A 16,594-nucleotide genomic window follows, 5' to 3' on the forward strand; every position below is an offset into this window, starting at 1 on the left:
ATTCTATGAATTAACATTAAGGAATCGCCATTAAAATCCTTTTCTTAAACGAAAAGGATTTTTTTCGTTCAAGTGTAAAAAATGATATGATAGTAGCAGTATTCGATGAAGGAGTTTTGCAACATGACAGCGCTAAAGCATAAAGAGAGTTTAATCGAGACGGCAAGACTGTATCATATATTCGAGGAGAATGAAGACACAGAACGCGCGGCGAAAGCCGAATTATTTGCAAAAAAGATTTTAAAGAATAATTTCATCATCGGATTCGCCGGCCATTTCTCTTCGGGGAAATCTTCGATGATCAATGCGCTGACCGGAGAGACGCTTTTGCCTTCGAGCCCGATTCCTACCAGTGCCAATATCGTCAATGTCCATAAAGCCGATGGCGATTTCGCCATCGTCAATCTGAAAAATCAAAAACCGGTGTATTTCCCTGAGAACTATGATTTTGAAGCAGTTAAAGCTTTCTGCAAAAGCGGAGAAGTCACACAGATCGATATCGGCCATGAAGATTCTGTCCTGCCTGAAGGCATAACGGTGATGGATACACCGGGAGTTGACTCGACGGATGATGCCCATCGGATGTCTACAGAATCGGCTCTTCACGTTGCAGATATGGTGTTTTATGTCATGGATTATAACCATGTGCAATCCGAGCTGAACTTTAATTTCACCAAAGAGCTGCAAAAATATACGGATTTGTATTTGATTGTCAACCAGATCGACAAGCACCAGGACAGCGAATTGCCTTTTTCAGAGTTTACCCAGTCGGTCTATGATTCGTTTGCAGCATGGGGAGTTGTACCGAAAGGAATCTTTTTCACTTCATTAAAAGATTTTGCACACCCTGGAAATGATTTTGAACAAGTTAAAGAATTGGTATCGTCTGTTATGGAAGGTTGGCAAGGCCATGTGGGGACAGCGGCTGAATCTGCCCTACAGCAGCTGAAAGACGAGCATCTCAAATTCCTGGAAGATGAAAAAAATGAACGGCTGCAGGCTTTTTCCTCAGTACTTACTGAAGAAGAGTGGATGATGCGGGAAGATTTGAAAAGAGAAAGTGAATCGGTGTCACGCCGGTTATCAGTCATGGATTTTGAAGACTGGAAAACAAATTTTGAGAAAAGCCGTAAACAGCTATTGGAAAACTCGAATATCATGCCTTATGAATTGCGCCATGCCTTGACCAATTATTTAGAGTCGGTGCAGCCGAATTTCAAAGTCGGATTGCTGTTCAGTGCCAAGAAAACACAGGAAGAACGGCAATTGCGGAAAGTGGAAGTTCAAGACAGATTGTCATCTGTCGTTGCATCACAAATCACTTCTCATCTAAAGAAATTGATGAAAGCCTCATTAAAAGATGCAGGAAATTTAACGGACACAGCATCGCTGGCTATAGATGAATTGGTTTTTGACGTGCCGTTTTCATTAGTTGAAGAGCAGGTGCCACGCGGTGCTTCCATCACGGGAGATGCTGTGCTGAATTTTGCAAGCAGCATTTCGACTGCCGTACAGCGATGGTTTATCCGTGAAACAGAAACTTGGAAAAATGCCCAGGAAGAAAAATTTAATGGATTGCCAGATGATGTAAGTACGGAAATCGATATGAAAGCCGAGCAATTAAACCAAAAAGTGCTGGCCATCAAGACATTAGAAGAAATGGAAGAAAGCATCGATAAAGTGAAAAGAGCATTTTCTGCGATGCTTCCAAAACAAAAGCAAGCGGCAGAAGAAAAAGTCCAGGATTGGCAAGAAAGTTTCCAAGTTAAAATTGAGGAAATGGTCAAATTTGATCCTTCCATGTTGGAACCGGAAACCGTGCAATCAACTGAAGAAGCGGCACAATCCGAAAGCCGTTCTCTTGCAGTTTATGACGAAGGGACAGTCATTGGACGGGCCAGCCGCACAGCGCAAATCATCGGATCAATCAAAGGGTTTGCCGAAACAGCGGAGTACTTGAAGCGGAAAGCAGGAAGGCTTCAAAATCAGGAATTTACGATTGCCTTGTTCGGAGCTTTCAGCGCTGGGAAATCGTCTTTCTCCAACGCCTTAATGGGAGAAACGGTGCTTCCGGTATCACCGAATCCGACAACGGCAACCATCAACCGCATCCGGCCGGTTTCAAAAGACCATCCTCACGAAACAGCTGATGTCCGGCTGAAAACAGTGTCGCAAATGACAGAAGATGTGCAGAATTCCTTCCAGGCTCTCGGCATAGCTGTCAGCTCTTTGGAAGAGGCTTTCGATAAATCAGCTAATTTACCGGTTAATGAAGCGACAGAGCAGCAAGTCCATAAATCGTTTATTACAGCATTCCGCAAAGGCTACCCTTACTTTAAAGGAGAGCTGGGCAAAACCATCCGAACGGACCGGGAAGAGTTCGGTTTATATGTCGCAAAAGAAGAGCGAAGCTGTTTTGTCGATGAAATCGATTTTTATTACGATTGTGATCTGACGCGCAGCGGTGTGACGCTTGTAGATACTCCGGGAGCGGATTCCATCAATGCGCGCCATACCAATGTGGCATTTGAGTACATCCGGAACGCGGATGCGATTTTGTTCATCACGTATTATAACCATGCATTTGCACGTGCAGACCGTGAATTCCTGATTCAATTGGGACGTGTCAAAGATGCGTTTGAAATGGATAAGATGTTTTTTGTCGTCAACGCGATAGACTTGGCAAATAATGAACAGGAAAAAAATGAAGTCATTCAATATGTCCAGGATGAATTGCTTCGTTTTGGCATTCGTTTCCCACGCCTTTATGGGGTTTCGAGTTTAATGGCTTTGCGGGACCGTGAAGTGTCCGGCATGCCGGAATTCGAAACGGCGTTCCAGCATTTCCTGAAAGATGAGTTAAAAGGGATGGCTGTCCAATCATTGGCCGAAGAAGAACAAAAAGCAATTGACCGTTTCCAGGGATTGATTGCCCAAACGGAAAAAAATCTTCTGCGCAAAGATGAGCGCCTTGAAGAGCTGAAGCGGCTTGAACAGCAATTGCGGATCTTGTTCAGTGCATCGCCGGCACGCATCTTATCTCAAGAAGCGCTGCAGGAGTTGAGTGAACTTCTGTATTACGTTAATCAGCGGGTTTTCTACCGATTCAATGACTTTTTCAAAGAAGCTTTCAATCCTTCTGTGTTCTCCGGTAAATCAGCTCAGCAAGCATTGGATACGGCCTTGCAGGAAATGACGGAAATGACCGCATTTGATTTCCAGCAAGAACTGCGAGTCACCAACTTCCGTTTGGCCCAGTTTATCGAAAAGAAAATTGCGGCCCGGTTCAAAGATGATACCGCGAAACTAAAAGACATGAACCCTGATTTTTCATTCACGCCATATGAAGTGGAAGAAGCGGCGGCTGTCGAAGTGGGGCGGCCATTTGCCAATAAAGATTATTCAGCTGTAAAAACGTATTATAAAAACAATCGAAGCTTTTTCGAGAAAAACGAAAAAGAAAAACTTCGTGACGCATTGCAAGCTTTAATGGAACCCGATGCGTTAAAATATCTAGAGAGAGAAAAAGTGAAGCTCGGGGAATGGGCAGACGCTTGGATCGACCAGGAAGCGGAAGGCTTGCGCCAGCACATTTTAAGGCAAGCGATCGATCAAATCGAGTCAGAGCGCACGTTGCTGCAACAGCAAGAAATATTGGATAAGTGGAAAGAACTGTTTTCTAATTTGTTAGCTGAAAGGGTGTAAGCAATGACAGTTTTTATTAAAACGACGGACACCGAAAATTACAGATGGATTGATGCAAGATTTGAGCTTCTTAATCCAGAAAGTGGAAGGCAGTCATATGCTAATGAACACGTAAAAGGCGCGGTTTTCTGGGATTTGAATGAAAATCTGTCTGATATGGCTTCTGATGCAGGGCGGCATCCTATGCCTTCAAAAGAACAAGTGGCTGAGTTGATCCACAGAAACGGATTGACATATGAAGATGCAGTCGTCATTTATGACCAAGGCGGCACAGCATATGCCGCCCGTGCCTGGTGGCTGCTAAAGTATGCCGGATTTGAAAAGGCATATATCAGTAAACTTGGATTTGAAGCCTTAAAAAAACAAGGTATTGAAGTTTCAAGCGAAACGCCAAGCTTTCCGCAGAGCAATATTGAGTTATCCTTTAACGACTCCATTTATGCTGATCAGGACTATGTAAAAAAAGTCATCAATGGCGACGAACTAGGGGTATTGATAGATGCCCGCTCTGCTAAGCGCTATGCGGGAATTGAAGAGCCCATTGATCCTGTAGCGGGCAGAATTCCAGGAGCCCGCAATTTTGATTTGGAGCAGCTGGTGAAACATAAGCAATTTATCGATGATGCCGATTTTTCATCGGTGTTGCAAAAAAACGAGCCTGCAGTCATTTACTGCGGCAGCGGAGTTTCAGCTGCCGGGCTGTATGCTGCACTTGCTGAACAAGGGCATGAATCACTCCGCCTGTATACCGGCAGCTTTTCCGATTGGATCCGGAATGAAGACAATGTCGTGGAGATTGATCGGGAAGATCAGCCGGACCCGACAGATGACGATTCAAAAGACATTTTGGCCCGCTTGATTGAAGAAGGGTTTTCGGGCGAAATGCTGATGAAGAAATTCGAATATGAAAAATCTTTGATTGATAAAAAAGAATAACGGACAGCAAAACACCACCTGCTCGGATTATGGGCAGGTGGTGTTCTTTTGTAGAGAAGCTTATTCGTTTATTTCGACGGGTTCTTTATCAGAATCAATCGTTTCTTTGCGGCTTAATAATACCGTAATGATCTGGTGGTTTTCCATTTCTTTTACAGTGATCGTGTGATTCGGCAATTCAACTTTTTCGCCTTCGTGGATATCAATATTCTTCAATTGGACCCAGCCGCCGATCGTATCAATATCTTCACTGTCATCAAAAGTTATGCCAAAACGTTCTTCAAGGTCTGACAAAAGGACTCTGCCGTTCACCAAGTAGTTGTTGATGTCCAATGCTTTGATTTCATCACGTTCATCTTCATCAAATTCATCACGGATTTCGCCGACGATTTCTTCCAGAATGTCTTCCATCGTAATTACACCAGAAGTTCCGCCGTATTCATCGATGACGATTGCCATATGGACCCGCTCTTTTTGCATCGTCCTTAAAACATCCTGTATTGGAGCAGCTTCCATAACAAAAGGTATGTCATGGACAACTACACTTTGTTTCATGTCTTCGGTAATAGTATAATTTGTCAGCATTTCTTTTACATTGATAAAGCCCAAAATATTGTCTTTATCACCGTTTTCTGTAACCGGATAACGGGTATATTCATGCTCGCGCACAATTTCCATCAGATCATCATGGCTCATTTCAAGTGAAATGGATTCCATCTGGGTTCGGGGAATCATGATATCTTTTGCACTGCGTTCATCAAAAGAAAAGATGTTCTGCATATACGCTAGTTCGGTTTGATTGATTTCGCCGCTTTGATAACTTTGGGTCATGATAATTTTCAGTTCTTCCTCGGAATGGGCTTGTTCATGATCTGCCGGTTCTATGCCGAATGCACGCAAGAGCAGGCGGGCGGAACCGTTCATCGTCCAGATAAAGGGATTCATGATTTTACCGAAAAGAATCAGTGGACCTGAAAAGAACAAAGCCATTTTTTCAGCATACTGAATGGCCAGCGTTTTTGGCGCCAATTCACCCAGCACCACATGGAAATAAGTGACGGCTACAAATGCGATGGTAAACGAAAGGATAGAGGCAGTTGGGTCTCCAATGCCGAAATTCTCAAAAACCGGATGGAGCAGGCGCTCAACAGTAGGTTCCCCGAGCCATCCAAGACCGAGTGCTGTTACAGTGATGCCAAGCTGGCACGCCGATAAATAGTAATCGAGATTATCCGCAATCTTTTTCGTCTTCATCGCGCCTTTATTGCCTTCAGAAATTAATTGGTCAATGCGGGAAGTCCGCACACGAACAATCGAAAATTCAGATCCGACAAACAAAGCGGTTAAAGCAATTAACAAAACTACCAAAAACAAATTCAATATGAGTATACTGTCCAATTGGTCCCTCCGGCTTGGAGGGTTCACCTCTGCTTTCAAAAAATGTATCTTAATTATATCATAAAAAGTCGTTATTTCGTGTCAGGAAGTTTCGGAACGCATTTTTGCTGCTTGGAAATGGATAGTAGTTGTATAAGCTGGAAAATGGATTTATCATTATATTTAGAAAAGGAGTGACAACATGAAAACCTTATGGCATGGGGGAGTAATCTACACAATGGCAACGGAAGGCGAAACGGCCGAAGCGGTTTTAGTATCCGGCGATAAAATAGAAAAAACAGGTACATACGAAGAACTGAAGGGCTTGGCAGATAAGGAAGTGAATCTTGCAGGCAAAGTGCTTTATCCGGGATTCGTAGATAGCCATATGCACATGATCGGGCACGGAGAGAAATTGTTGCGTGTAGACTTGTCCAAAATCGATTCATCTGAAGAAATGAAAAATCAATTGATCCGTTCTACAGCCAATCTTTCAGAAAGTGATTGGTTTATCGGGGAAGGATGGAACGAAAATAATTTCCCGGACCGGAAAATTTTTCACCGTACGGAACTGGATGAAATAAGCCGCTCGCCAATGATGCTGAAACGCGTATGCCGCCATGCGGTACTGGCCAATTCAAGCGCTTTGGAACTTGCAGGCATTACAAAAGATACACCTGACCCTGAAGGCGGTGTTATCGTCCGTGATAATGACGGGGAACCGACCGGATATTTACTGGATGCTGCACAAGACTTGGTATCCAGCCAAATTCCGGAAGTCAGCATCAACTATTTGACAAACGCCTTGAAAACTTCAGTAGAAGATTTACTGGCGCTTGGCCTGACTGGTGCGCATACGGAAGATATGGGCTATTATGGCGATTATACAAGGCCGCTGCAGGCTTTCAAGAACGTCATCGGCGGAGACATCAAATTCCGTGCTCATTTATTGCGCGCCCACAGCGTCTTTGAAAAAATGATGGAAAGCGCCGAATACCATGAACCGTTTATTGACCCAGGCGCCATGAAAATTTTTGCCGATGGCTCTATCGGCGGAAAAACGGCGCTGCTCAGCAAACCTTATAACGACGACCCGTCAACGAGCGGAGTTGCCATTCATTCAGATCAGGAATTACAAGAGCTGGTCGCAATGGCGCGCCGGCACGGCGAAGCCGTTGCTGTCCATGTAATTGGCGATTTGGGAATGGAAAAGGCGCTGGATGCCATCGAAGCGCATCCCGTACCGAAAGGCAAACGCGACCGCTTAATACATGCCATGGTCGTTCGTGAAGATCTCGTTGATCGGATGCAAAAAATAGATGTGGCTTTGGATTTGCAGCCGAGTTTCACCACTTCTGATTTCCCTTGGGTCATTGAACGGCTCGGTGAAGAACGAATTAAATGGGCCTATGCGTGGAAGAGTTTGCTCGATAAAGGGCTGATTTGTGCGGGGGGATCAGATGCACCGATTGAAGAAGTAAATCCACTTCTTGGCATTTATGCGGCCGTTACCCGGAGAAAGCCATATGAAACGCATGAAGGTTATATGCCGCAGGAAAAATTGAGCCGTTTCGAAGCGATCCAGCTCTATACGAGTGGAAGCGCAGCGGCCATTTACAAAGAGCATGAGCGAGGACGGATTGCTGAAGGCTTTGACGCTGACTTTTCTGTATTTGACCGTGATTTATTCGAAGGGCCGCCAGAACAGATTTTGGAAGCTCAAGCAGAAATGACGGTTGTTGCCGGGGAAATCATGTATCAGAAAAAACAAAAGTAAAATAAAAGGATTGGCTGGCATAAATGCCTCCGTCTCAACGACAAAGGGAGTTGACGAAATGCCGGGAATACCGAATGGGATTTTAGACAAGCTTGCAGATGCTGATCAGGCAGGCATTAATATGAAGAGCCCAAAAGCAGTAGTGGACCACATGCTCGCTCAAGGCGAAAAAGAATCGATCTTGTTTTTCTATAAACCGAACAGCTTGGAATTCGATTTTGATAAATTCACTGGAGCGGTTGAAGAAATGCAAAAACGCAAAAAGTGAAAACTCAAAAGACCCGAAGCATTAAAATGGCTCCGGGTCTTAATTTGTCTATTTATGCTTATTTTCCGCCAAGCAAATCGAATAATCCACCCGCCACACTGCCTTCGCCTTGGGACCGTCCGGCAGGGTTCTGGGGAGCCGCTGCAAAGACGCGGCTAGCGAGCCGGCTGAACGGCAATGACTGCACCCAGACGCTGCCAGGGCCTCGAAGTGTTGCAAAAAACAATCCTTCTCCGCCGAATAAGGCCGTTTTGACGCCGGAGACCATTTCGATATTATATTCGACGTCGGCAGTCATGGCAACGAGACAGCCGGTATCGACACGCAGCACTTCTCCTTTTTGCAGGTTTTTGCGGTAAAGCGTTCCACCGGCATGGACAAAAGCCAATCCGTCGCCTTCCAGCTTTTGCATGATGAATCCTTCGCCTCCGAAAAAGCCGGTCCCGAGTTTGCGCTGGAATTCTATGCCGATGGAGACGCCTTTAGCGGCCGCCAAAAAGGCGTCTTTCTGGCAAATGACTTTCCCCCCAAGCGTGCTCAAGTCCATTGGAATGATTTTGCCGGGATACGGCGAAGCAAAGGATACGTGGCGTTTGCCGGTTCCTTGGTTGGTGAAAGTCGTCATGAACAAGCTTTCCCCTGTAATGACCCGTTTACCGGCTCCGATCAATTTGCCCATGATGCCCGATCCGCCGGCTTTGGAGCCATCACCAAAAATGGTCTCCATCACAATGCCGTCTTCCATCATCATCAAAGCGCCTGCTTCGGCAATGACGGTTTCATTCGGATCCAATTCCACTTCAACAAATTGCAGATCATCCCCGTGTATTTTAAAATCGATTTCGTGGTTATTCATTTTGCTCCTCCTTGGCGTTTTAATTTTGCTATATAATGAATACGGAGTGAGAGTTAAGAAAGTTTCAAAAAATGAATGAAAATATAATGAAAGGGAATGATGCAGGAAATGGACAATCATGCGTTTGCAACAGCGAAACAGCTGATCGACAGATTATTTCCGGATTGCAAGGCGGCATTGCTTGCAGGCAGTGTAGTCAGAGGCGAAGCAACCAAGACCTCGGATTTAGATTTAGTGGTATTTGATAATAATATTATGTCTTCTTATAGAGAGTCGTTGATGGAAAATGGCTGGCCCGTTGAAGTTTTTGTTCATAATTTGACTTCTTATCAAGCTTATTTTGATAGCGACTGTCAAAGAGGACATCCTTCTTTGCCTAATATGGTGGTAGAAGGAGTTATATTGAAAGATATGGGAGTCATAGAGTCTATTAAGGAGGAAGTCCGGCAGCTGCTGCAAAATGGCCCGGCAGAATGGGGCAGTAAGGAAGTGGAACAAAAACGCTATTTTTTGACAGATGTTTTGGAAGACTTTATCGGGTGCAGCAACCGTGCGGAAGAACTGTTTATAGCCAATGCATTAGCAGAACAGCTGAGTGAGTTCGTGCTGAGAATTAATCGGCAGTGGACCGGAACGTCAAAATGGCTGGTGCGGGCCTTGAAAAGATACGATTATGAATTTGCAGCACGTTTTATCGAAGCGTTTGAAAGTTATTACCGGACCGCCGAAAAAGAAGCAGTCATTCAATTGGCAGAAACGGTATTGCATACATACGGAGGCAGGCTTTTTGATGGATTTACAATTGGAAAAGAAAGCAGGGATCGATGATGGATGCAGAATACATGATTAACCAATTAAAGATGGAGCCACATCCGGAAGGCGGCTTCTACAAAAGATCCTTCGAGTCGGAACAACTAATTTTTCCGGGGACGCATCCGGCAGAACGGCCGCTTTATACAAGCATTTATTTTCTGTTGCGCTCCCATGATATTTCGCATCTGCATCGCTTGAAGTCTGACGAGCTCTGGTATTTCCATGCCGGCAGTGCGCTGTCTGTCCATATCATCGATAAAAGCGGCGACTACCGTGTGGAAAAGCTGGGACTGGATATCAAAAATGGCGAAAAACCGCAAGTTCTGGTGCCAAGCGGCAGTATATTCGGCTCTTCAGTAGAACAAGAAAATGCTTTTTCTCTGGTCGGCTGCATGGTGGCACCGGGTTTCGACTTTGCTGATTTCGAACTGTTCAGCCAACAGGAACTGCTGGCTCAGTATCCCCAGCATGAGCAAGTCATCAAAAAAATGGCTTATGATAAGCTTCCGGAGTGATCAAGCCTGTTTCGGATCTTGTAAAAGAATGCTAAACTAGAAAAAATGCACAAATAAAGGATGAGGAAAATTCATGGGGACTATTTTATCTTTGCTGATCGTGGCCGCTGCTGTATTTGCGGGGTATTCTTTAAAGAAGTTTTACGATAAACCATATGTTGTAAATTTTGCGCTGGCGACTATGCTGCTGCTGATTGTTGTGCGTACGCTTTTGCTGCAGCCGATCAATACTCTCGGTTATGTGGCCCTCATATTGTGCTCTATCGCGTTTGTATTTCAGGCCGTGTTAGGAGTCAAGAACTTAAACGTGCAACAACAGGCGAAAAGTTAAATGGAAATAGGAACTCCGTTTCTTCGGAGTTCCTATTTTTCGTTTAATAATCAATCAATAAATTTGCAAAGCCATTTAGTTGGACGTAAAGATTATTTTGTTGGGCAGTAAAGTATCTTCATCATTTGCCCCTATAAACGGTCAAGCGCTTCTTCGATTTCGTCGTCGCCTGCAATAACTTCAAATGTCTTATTGTAGACATGCTCATTTTCTAAGCAATGCAACAGCACTTTGGCTACATCTTCTCTTGGAATTGGACCGGAATCCAGGTTTTCAGTCGCCCAGATCCGGCCAGTCCCGGGATCATTCGTGAGTCTGCCCGGACGGACAATCGTATAAACCAATCCACTAGCCCGAAGGATATTATCGGCATGGTGCTTCGCTACATAATACGGTGCAATATCTTTGCCCCACATTTCACGGCGGTCGGCATGGATGGCGCTTACCATAAGGAAACGTTCGGTGCCGGTTTGCTCAGCCGCTTTGATTGTTTTGGCTGCACCATCCAAATCGACCAATAAAGTTTTGTCTGCTCCGGTTGCGCCTCCGCTTCCAGCTGTAAAGACAACTGCATCGCAGCCTTCCATAGCGGCGGCGATTTCTTCAACACTTCCTTCCAGGCTCGTCAGTACAGTTTCTACACCGAGGCTGTTGAAATAGCTGATTTGTTCTTCATGGCGGATCATTGCTTTTGGGATATGTTCTTTTGAATCCGCTAGCAGCTGGACAAAATGACGGCCGACTTGTCCGTTGGCACCCACCACTAAAACTTTCATATGCACATCTCCTTCACATTTTTCTACTACAGATAAATACCCTGACAACACGAATTTAAGCGGCAGAAGAAATGAAAAATAAAGCGTATTTCAATTTTTCGAAAATTTTTCTTTATATATATAAGCACTCTAGTATAATGTAACTAATATTGAATTTTGCTGTTTCACCAGATGTTAGGAGGAATTAGATGCAATCGCGCAACCAAAAAAAGACACCAGAATACTCTGGAAGAGCTGATTCTTCAGGACTTTCCTTTGGATTAGTTCAATTGGAAAACAATACTTCAGAACGTAAACCAAATGCCGTTTGGGACTTTATAACTCAAATGTTTCTATTTTTGTTGGGTGGAGTTATTCTTTGCGGAATAATTCTGGCACTCGTATCATTTACATAACGCCAAATATTAAAGGAGAATGACGATGATCAGATATCCAGACCGCAAAATTGAAACGATTGGAGTAACCGCACCTTCTTCCGGAGTTGCGCCTGATATGCATGAGGTACTGAAAAAATCAATTGAGCGCTTAGAAGAGCGAGGCTTTAAACTGCAGGTAGGGGACACGCCGTGGATGCAGCAGGAAGCTAAATCCGCGCCGGCGGAAGTCCGTGCAGAAGAATTGATGAAAATGCTTAGCGACCCATCGGTTGATTTGGTTATGCCGCCCTGGGGCGGGGAATTGCTCGTGGAAGTTCTGGAATTCCTCGATTTCTCAAAAATTGAATTGAAATGGATTTTAGGTTACTCGGATATCAGCATGCTATTGCTTGCTGTTACGTTGAACACAGGATATGCGACAGCACACGGAGTCAATTTTGTTGATCTTCGCGGCCCTGAATCAGATGATACAACAGCCAAATGGCTCGATGTCCTTCAAACAAAACAAGGCGAATCCATCGCACAAGTAGCATCCGAGAAATATCAAAAAGAATGGGATCATGATCATCCGACTCCAGTCATTTTTAATCTGACAGAAGACACGGAATGGAAGACTGTTTCAGGAGAATCAGAACAATTCAAAGGGCGTCTTCTAGGCGGCTGCATTGATGTGATCCGCCATTTAATCGGAACACCTTATGGAGATGTAGACGGTTTCCGTGAACGCCATATTCCAGGCGAACCGGTTTTATGGTATTTAGAAAACTGTGAAATGAACGTAGCAGATTTAAAACGGTCATTGACTCAAATGAAATATGCAGGATGGTTTAACCATATTTCCGGCATTGTTTTTGGCAGAAGTCCGGCGAACCAGGAAATCGGCGGGTATAAAGTGGAGAAAATGTATGAGGATTTGTCTGATGAACTAGGAGTTCCCATTGCCTATGATATTGACCTAGGCCATATCCCGCCTCAAATCACTTTTGTGAACGGAGCATTTGCAACAATTGATGTTGAAAATGGCAAAGGAAAAGTCCAAATGGAATTCAAGTGAAGAGGAAGAGTTGAAAATGGATATTCGTGAATTAACTGCGAAAGATGCTGCTATTTATAGGGAACTTCGAATTGAAGCTTTAACAAAGGCTCCGGATGCCTTCAGCTCTACTCTTGAAGATGCCCTGCAAAAACCGCTGCAAGCAACAGCAGACAATTTGGCTGCTGAATCGGCCGTAACGTTTGGAGCGTTTTTAAACGGAAAGCTGGTTGGCAACATGACGCTATTAAGGGAGACAGGCAAAAAACTGCAGCACCGGGCTTATGTTTTAGCTGTCTATGTGACCCCGGAAGCAAGAGGCAAAGGCATTGCCAGCCGGTTAATGGATGAGCTGGTCGATCATGCAAAAGAATATGGCGGCATTGAGCAATTGTATCTGACGGTCGCCAGCAGCAATCGAAATGCAATCCAATTATATAAGCGTTATGGCTTTGAAACGTACGGGACCGAAGTCCGATCGATGAAAACGGGAAATGGCTATGTCGACGAAGATTTGATGGTTAAATTTCTATAGAAAAAGACGCAATATATTCATTGTGCGTAACCGATATTCCGCAATAAAACTGTGAGGGCAAGTAGCTTCGCGACGAAGCAGCGCAGCAAGGCAACGCATTTCATGTCTCGAAGCTGGCTTAACAGTTAGAGCCGTGCCTGCGAAAAGCGTTTACCCTGGTATGACATGAAAGAAAAACAGAAGTGTTGCTCGACAATCAAAAAAAGACGCCGATTTCGGCGTCTTTCTATTCTTTACTCAAACGGTATAATTGATCGTCCATTTCGGTAGGGGTTCCACGGCCGTCAGTGTTGTTGGTGACAAAATAAATATCTTCACCATCTGAGAAAACATCGCGGACACGGCCAAAGCCTTCGTAAGAATCGGCTACGTCACCTGTTTCGAGGTCAATGACTTTTACAGCAGTGCCGCGGAGAGCCGCTACATAAAGCAGTCCATCTTGAATGGCAATGCCGCTTGGTGCCCAGGTTTCATTAGCTCCAGTTGTAAAGAATGGCGATTCCATCCCTTCTTTGGATGCATTGCCTTCTATCGTCGGCCAGCCGTAATTATTGCCTTCTTCAATAATGTTTATTTCATCATTCGCGGACTGGCCATGTTCAGATGCGTACATGGTGTTATCTGCCCAGGCAATTCCCTGCGGGTTGCGATGGCCGTGTGAATAAATTTCAAATTCATCAAATTCATTCATCCGCAGAATCTTCCCGTTAACGGATGCTAAATCCTGTGCCAATTCAGGCTCCGAAGCATCTCCGATTGTCGCGAATAAGACACCGTCTTTATCCAGCTCGAGCCGCCCGCCATGGTGGACATTGCCTGTTGGAATGCCTTCCAGCAATACGTCAGTTTCCCGCCAAGCGCTGCCTTCCTGCTGGAAGCGTGCGATTTTATTGAAAGAGCGGCCATCGCGTTCATAGACATAATAGCCATACGCTTGTTTGGTATCCTCAAAATCATGCGCCAAAACAAAACCTAAAAATCCTGCTTCGGCCGCTGAAGATAAAGTGTCTGAGAACTCTACCGGCTGGTGCGTCACTTTTCCGTCCGAAGCAATATGGGCGACTGTGCCGGGACGTTCTGAAATATAGAATTCATCATTGATTTTATTGATGGACCAAGGAGTGTCGAGGCCGCTAGCTATCGCTTCAGTCGCAACTGTTGCTTCTTTGGGATTGGCCGGGGCGTCATTGCAGCCTGTCAGAACAATGAGGGAAAGTAAAGGGAATAAAAACTTCTTCACAAATAAAACCTCCTTTTTTTCATCATAATGGAATTTGCCGGCAAAAGGTATCAAAACAGCAGGGAGTGAAAGAAATGTCCTTAATGAAAGACGTAAAAGAAGAGGCGGAGATCCGTAAAAAAAGAAATAGAATCCGGATTGCTACATGGGTCATCGTTGCCATTATCCTGGTATTGGTCTGGTATTTCACGAATTAATGCCTGAAGAACTGGAAAAGAAGACAACCTGTTGTCTCTAAACAATCGTTTCAAAAGGAGCGCACTATGCAAATTAGATTTAATTTAACAGAAGAAGATTATTTAAAGTTCAACCTATACCATGTGAAGCATTCCAAAACGGCTACGCGTTCGCTCAGGCTACAGCAAATTCTGATTCCCGTGCTATACATCTTAGCGGCTTATATCTTTTCGGCAATCGGCGATACTCCTTTTTTATTTTTATTGATACCGTTTCTGATTTTAAGCATAGTCTGGATTATATTTTCAAAGAAATTGTTTTATGGCAGCGTCATGCGGAATGTGAAAAAAATGCTTCGAGAAGGAAAAGCGGGAGGCATAGTTGGAGAGTATACAATGACATTATCAGATGAAGGGATCATCCAGACTTCAACCACCGAAGAAAAGAAAGCTTCATGGTCAGCCATTCTAAGCTTTCAAGAAGATGAAGAGCGCTTGTATCTGTATAATAGCGCGATGAGCGCTTATATCATACCGAAAAGAGCTTTGAAAAACAGCAATGAAACAAGGGAGTGGATTCAGGAAAGGTTGGGCAATCTATAGGCAGTTGCCATTCGAACAAAGGATTTCGGAAAGCTGGGGATCCAAGTGAGCCTTGCCCATTGCAACCGCAGCATTTGAGCATCCTTCAGACCATAAAAAAAGCCGTCATGCAGACGGCTTTTTTCGATATTGAATGATTTCAGCTATGACAATAATCAGCGTGACGCCAAGCAGCACATTGATTAATAGCGGGTTTAAGTATTGGTCCCGGAAAATGAACGCAACCGTCAGTATGTAAAAGATGCCTTGAGTAATTTTTGCAATTGGCGGAACGGCGTCTTTTGGATAGCGCAAGCGCGCCAACTGGAAGGCCAAAAATGCCAAAAGCAATACCACGAAATATGGCCAATACAAGCGATCAACCAAATTGTTAACCATTGCATAAACAATCAAGGGAACCAAATAAAACAAAACCGATTTCAAAAAATCACCTTTTCAACTATTTTTTCGTATTGCCTTGCTGACGTGATGAAATCGCCAAATACAAATTGTAAACCGAGAATAACACAGCAAGCGTAATGATAATGATTGAAATGACTGGATAAATTGAAGCACCATTCTCCATGATTTCGAGCACACGCGTATATAAAATCCAAGGTCCCACCAAAAGAATGAAAATATCGAGCGCTGTTCCTAGTTTTGATTTCATGATATACCTCCAACATTAAGCTGTCTCTAGTTTACCAGACTTTCCAAGCCCAGTCTGCAGAGAGCTTGAAATTCAGAAAAGAGTGGAGTAAAGAAAAAACTTGCAAAATAAAGTTGGTGCTATTTATACTGAAAAGAATAAAAAAGCATCGCTAAAAATAAAAAAACTGCAGACAACTTGCATTTATACAAGCTTGTCTGCAGACTGAACTGCTCTTAAAAAAGGCAACAGCGTTTATTTATGGGCACGCAATTTGGTGCGAGCGAGATCATCCGCCGCCCGGTTCTGAGAATCCGGAATCCATTTGATGAAACAATAGTCGAATCCTTCGGATAGGCGGAGGGCTTCTTCCAGCAGCGGTTTGAACTTCTGATTCTTGGTGAATCCTCTGTCAAAAGCTTCAACCGCCACTTGGGAATCTGATTTGATGGAGACCATTTGGGTAGACAAATCCCGCGCAAGCTCCAGTCCTTTGACCAGTGCCGTGAATTCTGCGGTATGGTTATCCATTTCTCCGACATATTCACTCCACTTGATGGAGTGGCCTTCTCCTTTGATAAATACGCCAACCGCACTGACTTTTGGAGATCCAGCAGTTGCAGCGTCTACAAATACTTCAAGCATCTC

19 protein-coding genes are annotated in these 16,594 nt (G+C 44.3%); 12 read left to right on the top strand and 7 right to left on the bottom strand.

Annotated features, from left to right (window positions below):
- The first annotated feature begins 123 nt into the window (after positions 1-123).
- Both AC3AQ9_RS02455 and AC3AQ9_RS02460 read left to right on the top strand, forming a co-directional pair.
- A complete protein-coding gene (locus AC3AQ9_RS02455; RefSeq protein ID WP_488305862.1) occupies positions 124-3,705 on the top strand; it encodes a dynamin family protein in 3,582 nt (1,193 codons plus the stop codon).
- Between the two features lie 3 nt (positions 3,706-3,708).
- Positions 3,709-4,641: a sulfurtransferase gene (locus AC3AQ9_RS02460; RefSeq protein ID WP_488305863.1), complete on the top strand. Its 933-nt coding sequence runs from the start codon at positions 3,709-3,711 to the stop codon at positions 4,639-4,641.
- 60 nt (positions 4,642-4,701) lie between these two features.
- On the opposite strand, the gene AC3AQ9_RS02465 is transcribed toward AC3AQ9_RS02460, so the two are convergent.
- Complete coding sequence (locus AC3AQ9_RS02465) at positions 4,702-6,039, bottom strand: hemolysin family protein (RefSeq protein ID WP_488305864.1); 1,338 nt, start codon at positions 6,037-6,039, stop codon at positions 4,702-4,704.
- 181 nt (positions 6,040-6,220) lie between these two features.
- Here AC3AQ9_RS02465 and AC3AQ9_RS02470 point away from each other — a divergent pair, with 181 nt between their 5' ends.
- Positions 6,221-7,795 carry an amidohydrolase gene (locus tag AC3AQ9_RS02470; protein WP_488305865.1) on the top strand — a complete coding sequence of 525 codons (1,575 nt, stop codon included), beginning with the start codon at positions 6,221-6,223 and terminating at the stop codon, positions 7,793-7,795.
- Positions 7,796-7,853: 58 nt separating this feature from the next.
- Positions 7,854-8,063, top strand: a complete 210-nt coding sequence (locus tag AC3AQ9_RS02475) for a hypothetical protein (RefSeq protein WP_488305866.1) — start codon at positions 7,854-7,856, stop codon at positions 8,061-8,063.
- 58 nt (positions 8,064-8,121) lie between these two features.
- Here AC3AQ9_RS02475 and AC3AQ9_RS02480 read toward each other — a convergent pair whose 3' ends face one another.
- Positions 8,122-8,919 carry a TIGR00266 family protein gene (locus AC3AQ9_RS02480; protein ID WP_488305867.1) on the bottom strand — a complete coding sequence of 266 codons (798 nt, stop codon included), beginning with the start codon at positions 8,917-8,919 and terminating at the stop codon, positions 8,122-8,124.
- Positions 8,920-9,027: 108 nt separating this feature from the next.
- Here AC3AQ9_RS02480 and AC3AQ9_RS02485 point away from each other — a divergent pair, with 108 nt between their 5' ends.
- The 3 genes from AC3AQ9_RS02485 to AC3AQ9_RS02495 all read left to right on the top strand — a co-directional run bounded on the left by AC3AQ9_RS02485 (position 9,028) and on the right by AC3AQ9_RS02495 (position 10,578).
- A complete protein-coding gene (locus tag AC3AQ9_RS02485; protein ID WP_488305868.1) occupies positions 9,028-9,747 on the top strand; it encodes a nucleotidyltransferase domain-containing protein in 720 nt (239 codons plus the stop codon).
- Positions 9,747-10,247 (top strand): cupin domain-containing protein, encoded by a 501-nt coding sequence (locus AC3AQ9_RS02490; RefSeq protein ID WP_488306810.1) that lies wholly within the window; start codon positions 9,747-9,749, stop codon positions 10,245-10,247. Before AC3AQ9_RS02485 ends, AC3AQ9_RS02490 begins: the two co-directional genes overlap by 1 nt.
- 73 nt (positions 10,248-10,320) lie before the next feature.
- Positions 10,321-10,578, top strand: coding sequence for a hypothetical protein (locus tag AC3AQ9_RS02495; RefSeq protein ID WP_488305869.1), 258 nt, complete (start codon positions 10,321-10,323; stop codon positions 10,576-10,578).
- A gap of 131 nt (positions 10,579-10,709) precedes the next feature.
- On the opposite strand, the gene AC3AQ9_RS02500 is transcribed toward AC3AQ9_RS02495, so the two are convergent.
- Positions 10,710-11,354, bottom strand: a complete 645-nt coding sequence (locus AC3AQ9_RS02500) for an SDR family oxidoreductase (RefSeq protein ID WP_488305870.1) — start codon at positions 11,352-11,354, stop codon at positions 10,710-10,712.
- Positions 11,355-11,542: 188 nt separating this feature from the next.
- On the opposite strand from AC3AQ9_RS02500, the gene AC3AQ9_RS02505 reads away from it, so the two are divergent.
- The 3 genes from AC3AQ9_RS02505 to AC3AQ9_RS02515 are packed head-to-tail and all read left to right on the top strand — an operon-like array spanning position 11,543 to position 13,299.
- The gene (locus AC3AQ9_RS02505; protein ID WP_488305871.1) at positions 11,543-11,749 is read left to right on the top strand and encodes a hypothetical protein; all 207 of its coding nucleotides are present in this window, start codon (positions 11,543-11,545) and stop codon (positions 11,747-11,749) included.
- 25 nt (positions 11,750-11,774) lie between these two features.
- Positions 11,775-12,785: a S66 family peptidase gene (locus AC3AQ9_RS02510; RefSeq protein ID WP_488305872.1), complete on the top strand. Its 1,011-nt coding sequence runs from the start codon at positions 11,775-11,777 to the stop codon at positions 12,783-12,785.
- Between the two features lie 16 nt (positions 12,786-12,801).
- Positions 12,802-13,299 (top strand): GNAT family N-acetyltransferase, encoded by a 498-nt coding sequence (locus AC3AQ9_RS02515; RefSeq protein ID WP_488305873.1) that lies wholly within the window; start codon positions 12,802-12,804, stop codon positions 13,297-13,299.
- A 226-nt stretch (positions 13,300-13,525) separates the two neighbouring features.
- On the opposite strand, the gene AC3AQ9_RS02520 is transcribed toward AC3AQ9_RS02515, so the two are convergent.
- Positions 13,526-14,539 carry a PQQ-dependent sugar dehydrogenase gene (locus AC3AQ9_RS02520; protein WP_488305874.1) on the bottom strand — a complete coding sequence of 338 codons (1,014 nt, stop codon included), beginning with the start codon at positions 14,537-14,539 and terminating at the stop codon, positions 13,526-13,528.
- 74 nt (positions 14,540-14,613) lie between these two features.
- On the opposite strand from AC3AQ9_RS02520, the gene AC3AQ9_RS02525 reads away from it, so the two are divergent.
- Both AC3AQ9_RS02525 and AC3AQ9_RS02530 read left to right on the top strand, forming a co-directional pair.
- A complete protein-coding gene (locus tag AC3AQ9_RS02525; protein ID WP_488305875.1) occupies positions 14,614-14,736 on the top strand; it encodes a hypothetical protein in 123 nt (40 codons plus the stop codon).
- 66 nt (positions 14,737-14,802) lie between these two features.
- Positions 14,803-15,318 (top strand): YcxB family protein, encoded by a 516-nt coding sequence (locus AC3AQ9_RS02530; protein WP_488305876.1) that lies wholly within the window; start codon positions 14,803-14,805, stop codon positions 15,316-15,318.
- 105 nt (positions 15,319-15,423) lie between these two features.
- Here AC3AQ9_RS02530 and AC3AQ9_RS02535 read toward each other — a convergent pair whose 3' ends face one another.
- From AC3AQ9_RS02535 to AC3AQ9_RS02545, 3 genes are all read right to left on the bottom strand, one after another.
- Complete coding sequence (locus AC3AQ9_RS02535) at positions 15,424-15,741, bottom strand: hypothetical protein (protein WP_488305877.1); 318 nt, start codon at positions 15,739-15,741, stop codon at positions 15,424-15,426.
- Positions 15,742-15,757: 16 nt separating this feature from the next.
- Complete coding sequence (locus AC3AQ9_RS02540) at positions 15,758-15,967, bottom strand: hypothetical protein (protein WP_488305878.1); 210 nt, start codon at positions 15,965-15,967, stop codon at positions 15,758-15,760.
- 234 nt (positions 15,968-16,201) lie between these two features.
- Positions 16,202-16,591, bottom strand: coding sequence for a ribonuclease HI family protein (locus AC3AQ9_RS02545; RefSeq protein WP_488305879.1), 390 nt, complete (start codon positions 16,589-16,591; stop codon positions 16,202-16,204).
- Between the last annotated feature and the right edge of the window lie 3 nt (positions 16,592-16,594).

It is taken from the genome of Planococcus sp. VCh962, from assembly GCF_057748275.1.